The following is a 17549-nucleotide window of genomic DNA, read 5'->3' as shown; positions in this document are numbered from 1 at the left end:
ATTTAACCTTATTTATTTTTAAACCTATTCATGTATTCACGATTAACCTGCCTTATTGCACTGGCGATATGCCTTTCATTTTCAAAAGCCTATTCACAAAACGATACATCTCATTACGATTTGGGAAGGATACAGCTCGATAAAAAATTCACGCAAAGCATTACCATAAAAGCGACTGATTTACAGCGCCAGCCTTTTTCCAACTTGCCTGAAGCTATCAATGTATGGCTTTATGGCACTTACACGAGTAGAAATAATATCATTTATGTGATTGATGGCAACCTTATAAATGATGTAAACGCCTATAGCATTAATGATATTGAGGAGATTACCCTGGTTCAAAACTCGGGAATTCAGCTTAGCGGCGCTATGCCCCAACAGCAAATGGTCCTTATCAAAACAAAGCGTAACCGTCCGGGTAAATCGGGTATTGAAGCCTCCGGCCAAACAAACTTTGTAAACTTAAGAAATAGCGCTAACACTCCGAATGTTAAAAGCACCACCAACCTGTTTCATCAATATTATTTATCTGGCTATAAAAATACAGATGTTATTAGTACCGGCATTTCTGCTACTTATTTAAGGGATGTTTTACCAATTTTAACAAACCCATCTACTACAGTAAGCAGTCCTTTAAGTTTTGATCGATTTAAATTTAACGGCTATGCCGATGTTAAACTGGGGAGCAATAATACTCTAAGTACAACAGTTAACTACGTACCCCAGGTTTCAAGATTTAAATACGCCAATACTAATTTAACCCCTTACAATGATGATCCTGCCTACCGCATACAAACCGAATTGAATGACCATGGCAATCAAAATCTTTTCAATGCCAATATTCAACTCAACTCGCAAATCGCGACAGGGCTAAGCAATAAGCTTTCGGCATCATATAATCATTACTCATACCTGCAGCGCTATGGCTTTGACAGCCAAACCAGCACCGGCAGTAATTATTATAATTCCAACTATATCGACAGCAGTTTTAATGCAAAAAAAGTTTTCCTTGTGCAGGATAACCTGAGTTATCGCAAAACTGTGGGGGAATTTACCTTCGAACCATCGGTAAATTTCAGTTATCGTTACACGCGCGATTCGACTGCCAATTCCATCTACATGACTAATTACACAGGCACCAGTCAGCAGGACCTAAATAACCCGAGCAGCTATTCTATCAGTCGCGACCGCAGTTTTTATAAACGTAAAGACTACCTTTTACTACCTTCACTAAGCATTTCGTACAAAAAAAGTATTAACATACAGGGCGGCTTTTTAGCAGTGTTAGATTCAAGAAAAAGCCTTAACCTGATGGATACCACCAGCCTGAAGCGTATTTTCCCTTTTGTATCGGCAACTATTGATGTATCGTCCCTTGCCGGTATCAATGCGGTTGGAATTAAACTATACGGATCATACTCCAAACAAAACATACTTTCGCAAACCAACAATACACAGCTTACAGGTGTAGACCTTGTTAACACAAACACACTTGCTACACAAACGGTAATTAACAATAGCGGTCTTATTACTTACTACCCGGCTGCCGGTTATAACCCACTAAAGACCTTCAACAACTATATGGCCGGTGCCGATATAAGCATCACACCGCTTATAGCTGTTAATTACACCTTCGAGCGCGGCTATCTCCTGATCCCGGTAACTTACTCCGCAAATATTGCCAGCGGTAATGTATTGTCGTACACTATATATACCAATACAAAATATACCCGTAACCGTATTGGCTTAAACTTCAATATCATTAATAAAGGTACAATCCGCTTTGTAAGTGGTATTAATGCCGCAAACATTCATCAGCGCTTACAGCTCTTTAACGCCCCCGCCGACCTCGGAAAGAAAATGTGGACAGGCGGCTGGGTTAACCGCCTTGAGTATAATAACATTTTTGCCGGGCTTGATGTGTTGTATCAAACCGGCGCGGGTAATTCCGTCAATCCATATGTAACCTACTATCCGTTAATACCCGGTCAAAACGCGCATTCGTTTTCCCTGCAAAATATTTATTTTGGATACAAGCTGCAAACCAAACAGTTTAAAAACCTTGAAGTATTTGCCAATGGTCGCAACGTTTGGCAAAACAAAAAATCAGATATTACCGACAACCGCAGGTTTTACGGCGTCGGATTTAAATTAGGATTGTAAAACAGGCTACGTTTTTTGTTGTTTCACTAAGCATGAAGGTTTTGCTTGCTGGTGCAAACGGCTACATAGGTACACGGCTTATCCCGGTTTTGCTGGAGAAAGGCCATGACGTGGTATGCCTTGTGCGGGATAAACGCCGCTTTCATGAGCACAGCGATTTTAGCAAGCAGGTTACCTTAATAACAGGTGATCTGCTCAAAGAATCAAATATCGAATCCTTTCCTGAAGATGTTGACGCGGCCTATTACCTGGTACATTCCATGGCGCAAACGCAGGATTTTGCTTCACTCGAAGCCCTTTCGGCCTATAACTTTGTGCAGGCGCTTGATAAAACCAACTGCAAACAAACCATATTTTTAAGTGGGATAACCAACGACCAAAATCTCTCCCGCCACCTGGAATCAAGGCGACATGTGGAGGATGTGCTGAAAGAAGGCAACGCTGCATTAACCGTTTTACGGGCAGCTATTATCATTGGCTCGGGCAGCGCCTCCTTTGAGATCATCCGCGACCTTACCGAAAAACTTCCCGTTATGACGGTACCCCGTTGGGTGAACACCAAATGTCAGCCCATTGGCATCCGTGATGTGCTGGGCTACCTGGAAGGGGTAATGCTAAACGAAAAATCGTTCGATAAAACTTTTGATATCGGCGGGCCGGATATTCTTTCGTTCAAACAGATGATGCTTACGTATGCCAAAGTGCGTAAGCTGAAAAGGTATATGATCACCATACCTTTTCTCTCGCCTAAAATATCATCATACTGGCTGTACTTTGTTACCTCAACAAGCTATACCCTTGCCCAAAGCCTGGTGAACAGCATGAAGAACGAAACTGTTATGCACGATCACAGTATTGACGATGTGGTGCCACGCAAATGCCTTACCTATCAGGAATGCCTGGAGCTTGCCTTTGTTAAAATAGAGCAAAACTCCATTGTATCCAGCTGGAAGGATGCTTTTAACCAGGGCTATCTTAATCCGGGCTTTATGGACCAGATCAAGGTACCCCAAAACGGCACACAGGAATATAAAGTAAAAATGCCTTTTGAACGCCCGGCCAGTGAGGTGTTTACCAACGTGCTCTCCATAGGCGGTAATCGCGGCTGGTATTACTGGGACTGGATCTGGAACATCCGCGGTTTTCTGGATAAAATTTTCGGCGGTGTTGGCTCGCGCAGGGGCCGCACCAGCAATATAAACATAAGCCCGGGCGATGTAATTGATTTTTGGCGGGTTCTGCTCGCCGACCGCGATAATAAACGATTGCTCCTGTACGCCGAAATGAAACTACCCGGCGAAGCTTGGCTCGAATTTAAAATAATTGAACGCCAGGGCAAGCAAAGTTTAAGCCAGGTAGCTACCTTTAGGCCCAACGGACTGTGGGGTCGCCTTTACTGGTATACCATGTGGCCTTTTCACCTGTTTATATTTAACGGTATGGCAAGGGAGATTGTTAATTATGAAGAAAAAGCCGGGACCATGGACAATAGACCATAGTCCATGTTAATAGAGTACTAAGTAAAATCACTATGGACTATCGTCCATCGACCATGGACAAAATTATGAGTAAAAGTATACTATTAACCGGCGGATCGGGATTATTGGGCAGGCACCTTACCAAAGCTTTGCTGGCTAAGGGATATACCGTAAGTCATTTAAGCCGCAAGGCGGGTAACGACGCTAAAGTAAAAACCTTTGTGTGGGATATCGGCAAAGGTATCATTGATGAGCATTGCATTGATGGGGTTGACACCATAGTGCACCTGGCCGGTTCGGGCATTGCCGAAAAACGGTGGACAGATGCCCGCAAGAAAGACCTGATAGATAGCCGTGTAAAATCAATTGAACTGGTATATGACCTTATGAAACGTAAACAGCACCAGGTTACTGCTATAATTTCTGCGTCGGGCATTGGGTACTACAGCAACCGGGGTGACGAGTTGATGTTTGAAACCAGCGCGCCTACATCTGACTTTATCTCCCAATGCTGTGTGTTATGGGAAGCTGCCGTTGACGGGGGCGAAAAGTTAGGTGCACGGGTTTTAAAATTCCGCACCGGTGTTGTGCTGGATAAGGATGGCGGGGCGTTACCAACGCTTGCACAGCCTATAAAACTATATGTTGGTTCACCCATTGGCAGTGGTAAACAATGGACACCGTGGATCCACTGGCGGGATGTGGTAGATATGTACCTGTTAGGCATCGAAAACAAAGACCTTAGCGGTGTTTATAATATGGTTGCTCCAAACCCGGTTACCAATAAACAGCTTACCAAGGCAGTTGCCAAACAATTACACAAACCCTTGTGGGCACCCAATGTGCCAAGCTTTGTTCTCAAACTTTTGTTAGGCGAGATGAGCAGCATTGTATTAGGCAGTACCAAAGTATCGGCACAAAAAATTGAAGATGCCGGGTTTAAGTTTAAATACGCCGGTATCGACGCGGCACTAACCGAAATTTATGGATAAAACACCAGTAACAATATTCTGGTTCCGCCGCGATCTGCGGCTTGATGATAATGCCGGGCTATATCATGCCCTTAAAAGCGGCAATCCTGTTTTGCCCGTTTTTATTTTCGATAAAGAGATCCTTGACCAACTGGAAGATAAAGACGACGCCCGGGTTACGTTCATCTACCAAACTATTGAAGATTTAAGCACCCAGCTTCATAAACATGACGGCAGCCTGCTTATAATACACGATAAAGCTTTACATGCCTGGGATAAGCTTATCAATGAATATAACATAGCAGAAGTTTATACCAACCACGATTATGAGCCATACGCAATTAAACGAGACGATGAAGTACGTGAAAAGCTTCATAAGCATGACATCCCTTTTAAAACCTATAAAGACCAGGTAATATTTGAAAAGGGCGAAGTGGTGAAGGACGATAGCAAACCTTATACTGTTTACACACCATACCAGCGCAAATGGTACAGTGCACTAAAGCCGTTTTATTTAAAAGCCTACCCAACAAAAAAGTATTTAAAAAACCTGTATCAAACCAGCGCGTTAACTGCTCCCACGTTAAAGGATCTCGGTTTTGAAAAAAGCAGTTTGGCTTTGCCGGATAAGGGTTACGAAAGCGTCATTAAAGATTACAAGGAACAGCGCGATTTCCCGGCCATTAAAGGTACCTCGCACATTGGCCTGCATTTACGCTTCGGTACGGTAAGTATCCGCGAACTGGCAAGTACTGCCCATGGTTATCATGATAAAACCTGGCTTAATGAATTGATTTGGCGTGAGTTTTACATGATGATCCTTCATCATTTTCCGCATACTATGGATCATGCCTTTAGACCGGAGTACGACCGCATCCATTGGGTAAATGATGAAAAACAATTTGAAGCCTGGTGCAATGGCCAAACCGGCTTCCCGATTATTGATGCGGGGATGCGTGAGTTAAATACAACTGGTTTTATGCATAACCGTGTACGCATGATAGTTGCAAGCTTTTTAAGTAAAGACCTGCTAATCGACTGGCGCTGGGGTGAGCGGTATTTTGCCCGTAAACTGCTGGATTATGAAATGGCAAGTAACGTTGGCGGCTGGCAGTGGGCGGCCGGTTCAGGTACCGATGCGGCGCCGTACTTCAGGATCTTTAATCCTGATGCTCAAACTAAAAAGTTCGACCCGGAGCTTCAATACATAAAAAAATGGGTTCCGGAATATGCCGACTTCAGCAAATATCCAAAACCCATTGTTGATCATGCTGCCGCGCGCGACAGATGTTTAGCCGCGTTTAAAAAAGCGCTGGCTAAATAAGCATATTAGTTAGTAACCGTAGCTATCGTAAAATCAAAAAACAACACAACGTTTGCAGCTATTGAGGTACCGCTGCCGGTAGTGCCATAACCAAATCTTGATGGTATGATGATAGATACCGCGGATCCGGCTACCTGCCCGGTTAAACCTTCCTGTACGCCTTTTGCCAAATCGCTAACTGTAAAAGATGAAGTGGTAGCCCCTTGCAAAGAAGTACTGTCAAACACTGTATCATTTAAATATTTGCCCGAATAGGTACATGTAATGTAAGAGTCGGTATTGATCTGATCTGAACCGGTACCGGGTGTAGCCACTTTGATATATACGCCATCGGCAGTTTTAGTAAACCCGGTGAGGCTTTTTGATTTAATATAATTACTGATGATAGCATCGTCATACAACTCCTGGTTTGAAACCACGTTGACATAGTAATCCAAACTTTGGTTACCACCAATATGCGTATTTGCATTACTTGAGCTACCTGTTCCAAAACCATTAACACCATAGGCCAAATGCGATGGTATGATAACCCTTGCTGCCGTACCCTTGTATTTTATCAGGTTATGGATCGCTGTTTGCAAACCTTTTGGCAGTGAATTGCTAACATGGCCCAAAAAACCATAAAAATGGTTCGCGTTAAGTGAATCAACCGATACAAATTTTCCATCGAGTGTGCGTACGGTGAAAACAAATGAGATCTGGTCTGAATAATCCATTGGTGTACCACGGCCTTCCGAAAGGATCTTGTAATAAATACCGGTAGTATCACCATCTGTAGTATCACGCAGCATACCTGGAATGTTGTTTGCCGCTATATAATTCTTTATCTGGGTATCGTCGTATTGCTTAATGTCAGGATCGTTCCTGTCTTTCCGGCATGATATAAGGCCTATTGAGATAAGTACTAAGAGCGTAAAAATTGTTTGTTTCATCTATTATAATTTGTCTTTTTTAACCTTCAAAGCTTCTTGCTTTCCTGGCCTATATTATCCGTTTTTTATCAGGCTTTGTTAATTGGTTACGCCGTAAAGCTGAATTTGAAAATCAAGCACCGAATTTGCCGGTAAATGTATCGAATCCTGTGCATATGGCCCATAAGCATAACGCGACGGGATCAGCAACCGTACTTTACCTCCCGGCCTTATCTGCGGGATCCCCAACTGCCAGCCCTTTATAACACTTCCCAACACATAAGTGGGGTGAAACTGAGCTGTTTGAGCAAATACAAAACCCGACGTCAGTATCTTGCCGGTAAAACCAACCGTAACCTGAGTTGAGCTGGTATAAAGTACATTGCCTGTGCCGCCCTCACCATCGTTCACTATATAATAAACACCTGTTGTATCATACACCGCTTTAGCTTTTAAGCCGTTGGCAGCCAGATAATCGCTTATGATCTTATCGTCAATTTCTTTTTGTTTGTTATACTGTACTAATGGGCTAACAGATGATTTGACACAACCACCTGCAATAACACCTAAAAGCAATAAAACTATCAGTATCCTGTTCATCAATTCAAAAGGCAAATTTATTCTTTTAAAATAGAAAAACGGCAGCTTAACACTTTTTAACAATTAATAAAAAGCAGGCACCGTTTAAAACACCAGTTAAGGGGCATTTTGAAGGTAAAACGTTCAATTGTAAGTAAAAGTGTGACGGAGGAGGTCATTATATCGATAAGCCTTTCTCCCCGTCATTGCGAGGTACGAAGCAATCGCGAACTGTACAGCGTAACTTGCTCAGCTGCTCTACTAATTGGGGATTGCCTCGTGCCTCGCAATGACGGTTCTTTTTGGTATTTTTATTGTATAAAATGACAGCGTAGCATAATGACCAACCTACGGCTTATAATTAACGGTAAGCTTGTTCAGCTTTTTGAGGGTTTCAATGAGATGTTGCTTATCGGCTTCGCTGATGTTGGCATCAAGATAATTGTTAAATTGCCGTACTATTACACGGGCCTGGTGGCGTTTTTCTTTACCCAATGGCGTTAGGTAGATCTTAACCGAACGTTTATCGCCCTCGTTGCTTTCACGATAGATAAGCCCCGTAGTTTCGAGCTGACTAAGCATACGCGACAAACTGGTTGATTTAAGCCCCAGCAGGGCAGCAGCTTGGGATACGGTGGTACCTTCCTTTTCGTCGATATTAATGAGCAGGTAACCTATTGATTGTGTAAAGCCAAATTCCGTAACCAGCTGGTTGTACCGGTTAGCCATGGTTTGCCATACTATTTTTATAAAATAGTCAATAGTTTCCTGATGTTTTACATTATTATGCATGCATACCAAACGTAAGAAATGCTTATTGATTACGCAAGGGGTTTGTTCATTTGTTCACTGGTGCATTAGTTGATTGGTCCTTTATAGCTAAAAATTATGCGGGTACCTCGATACCGAACACCAATGAACTAACCGGTGAACTAACCTACCACCCCATCTTCGTATCATCCCCCCTCGGGTCGGCTCCGCCTTCGTAGTAGCCCCATTGGGTTTTGAGGATGGCATCAACCCGGCCAATGGATTGCCTGGTTACGACCTTATATCCTTTGCTTTGCAATTTATTCATGGTTACGCTGTCAACACTGCCTTTTTCAATAGCCACCTCATCGGGCAGCCATTGGCTATGGAAACGCTTTGACTCAACAGCCTGCTGCATGTTCTGGTTAAATTCAATTACATTGAGTATGGTTTGAAAAACTGACGTGATAATAGTTGAACCTCCCGGGGTACCTACCACCATAAACAGTTTTCCGCCCTTTTCAACAATGGTAGGGGTCATAGACGATAACATCCGTTTGCCCGGCTGGATACTGTTAGCTTTACCGCCGATAAGCCCGTACATATTGGGCACACCCGGTTTTGAACTAAAATCATCCATTTCGTTATTAAGCAAAAAGCCGGCACCGCTTACAAAGATCCTCGAACCAAAACTATCATTTAAAGTAGTGGTGATAGATACAGCGTTGCCCTCTCTGTCGACAATAGAGTAATGGGTAGTTTGATCGCTTTCATAGCCAACAAATGAGCCCGGCTGAATACTGGTACTTGGCGTAGCCGCATCCCAGCTAAGGCTTTTCATACGCGATGTGATGTAGGCCGGATTAAGCAGGCTATCAACCGGCACCTCATAAAAGTCAGGATCGCCCAGGTATTTAGACCTATCGGCATAAACCCTGCGTTCGGCCTCTACAATTAACCTGATGGTCGAATCCTGATTATAGCCCCAGCGTTTCAGCGGATAAGCCTCAACCGACTTCAATAATTGTAATAAAGCTATGCCTCCGCTTGAAGGTGGCGGCATGGTGATGATCTTATAATCTTTGTAGTTGCCAATAATCGCGTCGCGCCAAACGGCATGATAATTCTTCAGGTCGGCTTTTGTGATGAGGCCGTTGCCCTGTTTCATTTCGGCAATCAATAAATCGGCAACCGGGCCATCATAAAAACCATCCCGGCCTTTATCACGGATCTGCTCAAAGGTTTTGGCGAGGTCTTCCTGCACCAGCAAATCGCCTTCCTTCCATTCTCCATCCTTCACCAAATAATTTTTACCAGGATTTAGCGCTCTGAATTGCCCGGCAGTGCGATTAAGATCATTAGCCAGATGTTTGGTTATTTTAAAGCCGTTGCGGGCAAGGTTAATGGCCGGCTGCACCGGGTCGGCCCATTTCAGTTTCCCATATTTCCGATGAGCTTCAACCATGCCGGCAACAGATCCGGGCACACCCGATGCCTTGTGAGTATACAAGCTCATATCAGGTATCACATTACCGGCCGAATCAAGGTACATGTTAGCATTGGCCGCTCCGGGGCCTTTTTCCCTAAAATCGAGTGTGTTGGTTTTGCCGTCACCGGCGCGGTAAACCATGAAACCACCGCCGCCTATGTTCCCGGCTTCGGGTAAAGTAACCGCCAAAGCAAATTGCACGGCTACCGCGGCATCAACCGCGTTACCGCCTTTCTTCAATATATCAAGCCCCACCTGCGCGGCATCAGGATAAGCACAAACCACCATTCCGTTGCGGTACTGGCCGCTGTTGTTGATACCAAGCCGGCCCGGGGTGCATCCCCATAAAACAAAAAACACAGCGGATAAAAACAGGATAAGGTATTTCGGATTACTTACTTTAAGGCAGTGGGCGACCATTATATAAATTTAATTTTCACTAAATTAAATTATTTGAACGCATAATTTAACAATCCGAAACCATTCTTTCGTACTGAAAACCAGCAAAATGCGAAGCAACGCACCATGTTTTTAAACGTAAATACCATAAAAAGGCAATTCTGCCGTTTATTTGCATATAAAATAAAAGCTCGAATTGGGCTAAACAAGCTGGTCACTTTTTTGTTACAGCTACATTATTGTCAATCATTAAATTCATCTGCATGAAAAAATTAACGTACCTTTTATTACTTTCCGTTTCCTTTTTACTTATTAGCAAAAACTCACAAGCCCAGGACTATAAAACAGCAGTAGGTTTAAAATTTGGCGCATACGAAGTTGGCCCCTCTATTAAATATTTTATGGATAAAGGCACTGCGCTTGAGGGTATTTTAGGCATCCGCGACCATGGCGTGGTACTAACCGGTTTATATGAATTAAACCAGCAAGCCTTTAACGTTGATAAACTGAGCTTTTACTATGGCTTTGGCGGGCACCTCGGTTCGGTAGGCAGCGGCTATTACAAACGCTTTGGCGGCGATGACGAATACTACAACGGCAAACACATCCTGATAGGTGCAGATGCTGTTATCGGTTTGGAATATGTTATCCCTTCGGCTCCAATTGCTATCAGCCTTGACCTTAACCCGCGACTGGAACTGGCAAGAGGGCCATTTTTCGATATCGCACCGGGCCTGGGCATAAAATATACTTTCTAAAAAGTTGAAAAAGCTATCATCACCTGCTTAACGGGTGATGATAACTTTTTGCGAATAGATCTTCTGTCCGAGCAATACCCTCAGCACATACACTCCCGGCGTTTGCCTGCTCACATTAAGAATAGTACTGTAATTACCCTGATCAATATTTTGTTGCCCGCCCTGGTAAACGGATTCGCCTAATGCGTTTATCAATGATAGTTTCAGGGTTGCGGCTTCTTTGGCCGTAAATACCACATTTAAATTGGTACTTGCCGGCACAGGAAATGCACTTAATCCAATTTCGTTTTTACTTCCGGTAACGCCATCTCTCGCATAAACAAAATTATCCGATTGCGCTACGCAGCCATTTGCCAATGTAACCTGTATCTGGTATTTTCCGCTTTGTACCGGGTCATAGCTCGCAGCGGTAGCGCCGCTTATTACGTTACCATTTAACAACCACTGATTACCGTCGGTAAAGTTTGAGTTCAGGGTATTGTTGGTTTGCGTGATAACAGGCTTGCTTAGCGTAACCGCTTTACGTGTAGCGGATGCACAGCCAAGGCTTTGCACCTTCATATCATAAAAATAATAATAGTAACCTTTATAAGCAGTAGTATCGCCATTGGTTGCCGTGGCGCCATTACCGGTAATGCTAAATATATTACCGATCCTGAACGGGTAACCTGTTACTCCTCCATTACTACGATATATGGTGGCCTGATCGGCAAAGTCCACAGAGATCTGGTAATCTCCCGCAGCCGGCAATGACAGGTTCAGGTCATAAATCTGCCCCTGATCATTTGGATCGTCGGGCTGTGCACCTGCCAGCGGCGTTGTACGGGTTGCCACCGCATTTATAGTGGCTGACGATACGATCTGCCCGTTACTATTTGCTACGCTAAAGGTTATTTTACCTGAGTTGCCAATATATAGGCGGGCGCTTTTAATTAATACCGGCACTTTTGTATTTACAGTGACATAAGGGGTAAACTGGTTGTAACCACCTGCAGTAAACACACTTTTGGTAGCAGGCCCCACCGAACCCTTGAAATCATTAATGCCCGCATAGTAGGTATTGTTAACCGGGGCCTGTGTTGTTAACGCGTCGCTCCCCGCCGCTATCGGCAATATATCAGCTGCATTTTGGTACCATAAAACAGTGCCATCGCCTGTACCAAATAATTCGTATTGATTTGTAGTGGTACAATAATAAGCACTCAGGTCCCCAATAGTTCCCGGCGAATTGATCACCACATTAGCCGTTACCGAATTATTGCTGCTAACAGGATCGCCGGCAAGTTTGCTGGTGGCGGTAATAGTGTATGATGCCCCTGCCACCGCGTTAAACTCCTGGCTAAAGGTAAAGTTATCTTCGGCCAATGCCGGCAGTGAGCTCTTGTACGTTTCGTTATAAGTAGTGGTAACATTATTAGCATCGGTAATGGTAACAGTTACCGGGATGTTATTGATAGCGGCATTACCAAAGTTTTTAAGTCGTACCGTAACAGGTGTACTTGCCGAACATGAACCGCTGCTGCCAGGACTAACAATAGCGATAACGCCCGCGTCGATACTGGTTTGCAAAAACTGCACCCGGTAATCCTGGGTTTCGCCTTTATCATAGCTGCCGCAGGCTTTAATGGTTGATGCATCGCCTGTTTCCGTGAGCACGACCCTCATCAGGCTATAAGCACCGGCAACTACAGTTCCCGGCACGGTGATATTGGTATTATAAGTGCCGGTGCCATTAATAACCCCTGTTGTTGCTGCCAGTTCACTATCTTCAAAAACACCATTAGCATTCCAGTCGATAAATACTTTTGCGGCTTTATTAAAATTGTTGCCGCAGGTACCAAGTGTAATACTCAGCGGATATGTTTTGGCCTGCTCCAACTGCACGGTAAGATTGGTATAGTCTGAATAACTTTTGCAACCTGCAACCGGGGTATTATCAATATTGGCCAGCTTAAAGTTATCAACTCTCGAATCGGCGTCTGAAAGCGGGGCCGAAGCACAGTACGTAGTTCCGCCAACTCCTGTAACAATAAGCGAGTAAGCTTGCGAGCCTGATGAAAGGACACTTTTGTGTGATACTGTAATGGTATAAGCCCTGCCAGGTACCGAATTAGGAATGTAAACCTGTTCAATATTATCCCTGATATTATCTCCGTTGGTTGCGGCCAAACCAGGCTGGTTCGGGTCAAGTACCCAGGGGGTAAATGTGGTTGTGCCATCACTTACGCGGATGTCGAGATCGTTCACCAATTTAGGGGTGCGGCTGTTGATCAGGCCTTCGGTAGTTGCCGTACCTTGCGGATCAGTCCATGATATGGTTGCAGCCAGTAAGCGATTACCAGATGCTATTACATTGAAAATTTGTGTTTGTCCTTGTGTCAGTGTCTTTTCGCTCACTATGCTCTTACCGCCGTTATCCGTCAAAGCCTGTGCAGCTTCGGTCATGTTAAGCAGGCCCCAGCCATAAACATAATCGGGCCCAACATTGCCGGCATCAAAAGCGGTATGGCAAACCAGTCCTTTCAATGTAGCCGATCTCATAAATGCCCCGCCGTTTTGTTTGGCGTAATATTCCTGTAGTAAATAAAGCGACCCGGTAATATTAGGAGCAGCCATTGAAGTGCCCGATAAGGTAAGGTATGAAGTTGTATTGTCAATCCCTACCGAAAGCACGTTTACGCCATCGCCCACAATATCGGGTTTGATGCGGCCGTCATCCGTTGGCCCCCAACTGCTAAAGGGGGCTATAACCACATTTTCTCTTATTTTAGGCCCGTAAGGAAGCGAATAAACTGCACCTACCGTCAGTATATTTTTGGCGTTACCGCTTGTGCTTATGATATCGTACCCATCATTATTGCTGATCCCTGCCGGACGCGCTCCCTTGCTTACAAAAGTTTGATCAGTTTTGCTTTTGTAACCGTAATAGGTTTCACCTATCGCCGGGCCATTGCTTGAACGTTCGTTACCGGCCGATTCCACAATAAGATAATAAGGTGCATTGTAGGCAATCTTATCCCAGTTGGCTGTTTTTGAGTCGTAGAAACCAAAATTATAATCCACCGTATCGCCAGGTAAACCATTCCATTCCCAGCGACCTGCAGAATCATTATAATCCCAGCCTGCAACCACACCATATGAGTGATTTGACAGCAACAGGTTAGCTGCTGCGGCACTCATTTCAGTTTCATCGTCATTAAAATCATATGATTGCAATGTAGTTGCCCCGAAAGACATTCCTTTGGCGGGGGCATAAACACCTTTAGCAATCATAGTACCAGCCACATGCGATGAATGGTCATTAACCGCCGCATTATTTTTAAGCGTGATGTTTTTCCCTGTAAACTCCTGATGCGCTTTATAAACCGAACCACCGTCCCAAATAGCCAGTTTATTAGCCAGAAAATCTGACGATCCTGACAGGTTTAAACCCAGAGAACCGCCGGGCTGTAAAGTATTGGTACCGGTAGTAGCTGCCGCCGTTGTATTATTATGTGTTATGAGGTATATGGGAAAGCCAAGTTTATTAACTCCCTGCAAGGCAATAAAATTACCATTTTTTGATCTTCGGGTTAAGGTCCAGCCGTGTGTTTGCGCCAACGATGCGGCTTTGTTATATGATGTTTTAAAAGCCGCGCTTGTTTGATTTGAGAGTTTGGTCAATTCGGCTTTGCCGGCCTCTGTTATCAAAGGTTGTTGGGCCATAACATCGCCTGCTATGAATAACAAATAGCAAAAAGAAATAATTGTGTAAAGTTTGATCATTGGTTTGAAAGATAGGCAATTTTAAGAAAAATCAGCCTTAACTAAAACAAAACAACCAACGCTTTACAATATTCGTAAACTTGACAATTAAAGAGTGAAAATTTAGCTGTTACGACAAGTATTTTCCCACAATTGGCATCCTGCGGCCCATCCCAAATGCTTTTGGCGACACCCTTAAAATAGGTGGGGTTTGATAACGCTTATGCTCGGCCGAATTAGTAAGCTTGATAACCCGGCGAACAGTTGCTTCGTCATAACCCATCCTGATGATCTCGGCTGATGAGCAACGGTTTTCAATATACTCGGCCAGGATCTTGTCGAGCACATCATATTCGGGCAACGAGTCAGTATCCTTTTGATCGGGCCTTAACTCTGCAGATGGTGGTTTAACAATAGAGTTAATGGGGATGATCTCCTTATCACGGTTAATGTATCGTGCAAGGTCAAATACCTGGGTTTTATAAACATCGCCAATAACCGAAATTCCGCCGCACATATCGCCATATAAAGTACCGTAGCCTACGGCAGCTTCGCTCTTGTTACTGGTGTTCAGTAAAATGTACCCGAACTTATTACACATCGCCATTAATAAAACAGCCCTGCTGCGCGACTGGATATTTTCTTCGGCGATATTAAACGGCAAGCCATCAAACTGCGGGTTTAATGCTGTTTCAAATGCCTCGGTGATGCTTTTAATAGGTACTATTTCGTGCTTGCAGCCAAGGTTATCAACCAAATCCTGCGCATCTTTCAATGAATGATCTGTTGAGAAACGTGAAGGCAGCAATACAGCCATCACATTTTGCGGGCCAAGCGCCTCGGCTGCCAAAGCACATACCACAGCCGAATCGATACCGCCCGACAGACCTAAAATTGCCTGCTTAAATCCTGACTTATAAAAATAATCGCGGATACCAAGAATAATCCCCTGGTAAATCTGTTCTATATCGCCGGGGCGCTGGGATTTTATAGTTGTGGGATGATCAAAGCTTAGGGCGTTATCATCGTTAAGCGTGTAGTAAGCTAAACTTTCTTCAAAGTAAGGCATTTCGTCAATCAGCTTACCGGTGTTATCAAACACTAAGGAACCGCCATCAAATATCAATTCTGTTTGGGCGCCTACGTGATTAACATACAACAAAGGCAGTTTGTAACGACTGGCATTGTCACTCAATATCTCTATACGTTCCTCATCATGGTTGTAGGCAAAAGGCGACGCCGCTATGTTAATCATTACATGCGGGTTCTGATGGATGAGTGTGTCCATCGGGCGGGTAATATACAGCGGGTTCTCGATGGTATTCCACAAGTCCTCACAAATAGTAAGGGCTATACGCTTGCCTTTAAACTCGATACAGCTAAACTCGGTCGAGGGCTCAAAATAGCGGTATTCATCAAACACATCGTAATTAGGCAGCAGGGCTTTATTTACCACGGCTTTCACTTCGCCATTCTCAATAAAATACGCCGAGTTGCTCAGGTCCTTACCTTCTGTTTTATGATTAGGGGTTGGCAGGCCTATGATACAGGCTATGTCCACACATACTTCCGCTATCTTTTTAGCAGCATCATCGCACAAACCTATAAATTCATCAAACTCCAAAAAATCGCGTGAAGGGTAGCCACAAACACATAGTTCGGCAAATACAACCAGGTCGGCACCATTATTTTTTGCCTTGATGATATGATCGATGATTTTATTGGTGTTCGATTCAAAATTACCTACGTGATAGTTGAGCTGTGCTAACGCGATTTTCATAGTATATGTATATTTAGTCAGAAGTCTTTAGTCAAAAGTCAAAAAATACGACTCGCAACTCAGGACTACCGACTATTGACTTAACAATAGTAGCAACATTATGCAAATAAAATTACTTTTGCCCTAAAGGATAAAGATGAACCCTACCCGGTATATAGCAAAGCAAATTTACTTAATTTTTTCCATCGGCCTGATATTAAGCGCCTGTACGCACAACAAAAAAATTGATGTGAGCAATATCAATGCTGATGTTAAAATTGAGCGGTTCGACCATGATTTTGATGCCATGCGCAATAAACCCATGGCTTTGCAGGCTGCGTACCTGCAAAAACAATATGGCAGCTTTTACCCCGATTTTATTGAACGTATTTTACAGGTTGGCAGTACTAAGGATACCAGTTATTTTAAAGCCTTGCACCAGGTGTTTGCAGGCAAAGCTTATAATGATCTGAAGCACGATGCTGACGCTGCCTTCCCCAATATGGATCAGCAGAATGCCAGCCTTACCGAAGCATTTAAATACATTAAATATTACTATCCGCAAAAACGCCTGCCGCGGGTATATGCCTATATTTCGGGCTTCCAGGCGCAAACTACCATTGGCGATGGCTATTTTGGTTTAGGTATAGATCTTTTCCTGGGTGCCGATTCGCGCTTTTATCCCTCACTTACCAATGCCTTTCCGCATTACCTGTCAAAATGGTTCACCCCTGATAATATTACGCCACGGGTAGTTGAAGGTATGGCACGGGAGGATATGTTTCCGGAAGATGATAATGATAAGGCCCTGCTTAATAAAATGATCTACAACGGCAAGATCATGTACTTTATGGACAGGGTACTGCCAGATATGGCTGATAGCACCAAGATCCGATATACTACCGAACAGTTAAAATGGTGCAATGAGTTTGAAGGTAAGATCTGGGGGTATTTTTTAGAACAAAACCTGCTGTACGAAACCGATTATCAAAAAATTCAAAAATATCTTACAGAAGCTCCTTTTACTCCCGGTCTTGGCGAAAAGAATGAATCGGCACCAAAGCTTGCTGTTTGGACTGGCTGGCAAATAGTAAGGAAATATATGGATAAGCACCCTGAGGTTACGCTGTCTCAACTAATGGCCGACAAGGATGCGCAGAAACTCCTAAACGAATCGGGATATCATCCTAAGTAAAAAGCACAAAAAAAGCGCCTTCAAATTGA

At 43.8% G+C, this 17549-nt stretch carries 12 protein-coding genes; 6 read left to right on the top strand and 6 right to left on the bottom strand.

What is annotated here, in order from left to right; translation table 11 throughout:
• The first annotated feature begins 30 nt into the window (after positions 1-30).
• The 4 genes from AC1DUD_RS02130 to AC1DUD_RS02115 all read left to right on the top strand — a co-directional run bounded on the left by AC1DUD_RS02130 (position 31) and on the right by AC1DUD_RS02115 (position 5936).
• Positions 31-2163 carry a hypothetical protein gene (locus AC1DUD_RS02130; RefSeq protein WP_477370969.1) on the top strand — a complete coding sequence of 711 codons (2133 nt, stop codon included), beginning with the start codon at positions 31-33 and terminating at the stop codon, positions 2161-2163.
• Positions 2164-2195: 32 nt separating this feature from the next.
• The gene (locus AC1DUD_RS02125) at positions 2196-3662 is read left to right on the top strand and encodes an SDR family oxidoreductase (protein WP_477370964.1); all 1467 of its coding nucleotides are present in this window, start codon (positions 2196-2198) and stop codon (positions 3660-3662) included.
• Between the two features lie 65 nt (positions 3663-3727).
• Positions 3728-4633, top strand: a complete 906-nt coding sequence (locus tag AC1DUD_RS02120) for a TIGR01777 family oxidoreductase (RefSeq protein WP_477370961.1) — start codon at positions 3728-3730, stop codon at positions 4631-4633.
• Positions 4626-5936 (top strand): cryptochrome/photolyase family protein, encoded by a 1311-nt coding sequence (locus AC1DUD_RS02115; protein ID WP_477370958.1) that lies wholly within the window; start codon positions 4626-4628, stop codon positions 5934-5936. The genes AC1DUD_RS02120 and AC1DUD_RS02115 overlap by 8 nt, the downstream gene beginning before the upstream one ends.
• 5 nt (positions 5937-5941) lie before the next feature.
• Here AC1DUD_RS02115 and AC1DUD_RS02110 read toward each other — a convergent pair whose 3' ends face one another.
• The 4 genes from AC1DUD_RS02110 to ggt all read right to left on the bottom strand — a co-directional run bounded on the left by AC1DUD_RS02110 (position 5942) and on the right by ggt (position 10085).
• A complete protein-coding gene (locus AC1DUD_RS02110; protein WP_477370955.1) occupies positions 5942-6868 on the bottom strand; it encodes an FKBP-type peptidyl-prolyl cis-trans isomerase in 927 nt (308 codons plus the stop codon).
• 78 nt (positions 6869-6946) lie between these two features.
• Positions 6947-7447 carry an FKBP-type peptidyl-prolyl cis-trans isomerase gene (locus AC1DUD_RS02105; protein WP_477370952.1) on the bottom strand — a complete coding sequence of 167 codons (501 nt, stop codon included), beginning with the start codon at positions 7445-7447 and terminating at the stop codon, positions 6947-6949.
• Positions 7448-7774: 327 nt separating this feature from the next.
• Positions 7775-8218 carry a MarR family winged helix-turn-helix transcriptional regulator gene (locus tag AC1DUD_RS02100; protein WP_091215686.1) on the bottom strand — a complete coding sequence of 148 codons (444 nt, stop codon included), beginning with the start codon at positions 8216-8218 and terminating at the stop codon, positions 7775-7777.
• 145 nt (positions 8219-8363) lie between these two features.
• A complete protein-coding gene (gene ggt, locus AC1DUD_RS02095; RefSeq protein ID WP_477370949.1) occupies positions 8364-10085 on the bottom strand; it encodes a gamma-glutamyltransferase in 1722 nt (573 codons plus the stop codon).
• Between the two features lie 242 nt (positions 10086-10327).
• Between ggt and AC1DUD_RS02090 the strand changes: the two genes are divergently transcribed.
• Positions 10328-10822, top strand: a complete 495-nt coding sequence (locus tag AC1DUD_RS02090; protein ID WP_477370946.1) for a hypothetical protein — start codon at positions 10328-10330, stop codon at positions 10820-10822.
• A gap of 27 nt (positions 10823-10849) precedes the next feature.
• On the opposite strand, the gene AC1DUD_RS02085 is transcribed toward AC1DUD_RS02090, so the two are convergent.
• Both AC1DUD_RS02085 and AC1DUD_RS02080 read right to left on the bottom strand, forming a co-directional pair.
• Entirely contained in the window at positions 10850-14587 is a 3738-nt protein-coding gene (locus AC1DUD_RS02085) for a S8 family serine peptidase (protein ID WP_477370943.1), read from the bottom strand.
• Positions 14588-14696: 109 nt separating this feature from the next.
• Positions 14697-16346: an NAD+ synthase gene (locus tag AC1DUD_RS02080; protein ID WP_477370940.1), complete on the bottom strand. Its 1650-nt coding sequence runs from the start codon at positions 16344-16346 to the stop codon at positions 14697-14699.
• Between the two features lie 136 nt (positions 16347-16482).
• On the opposite strand from AC1DUD_RS02080, the gene gldB reads away from it, so the two are divergent.
• Positions 16483-17520 carry a gliding motility lipoprotein GldB gene (gldB, locus tag AC1DUD_RS02075; RefSeq protein WP_477370937.1) on the top strand — a complete coding sequence of 346 codons (1038 nt, stop codon included), beginning with the start codon at positions 16483-16485 and terminating at the stop codon, positions 17518-17520.
• The last annotated feature ends 29 nt before the right edge of the window (positions 17521-17549 follow it).

The organism is Mucilaginibacter sp. P4_A11 (assembly GCF_056402535.1).
The sequence above is the reverse complement of the archived record's forward strand: the minus strand, read 5'-3'. Positions and strand labels throughout refer to the sequence as shown.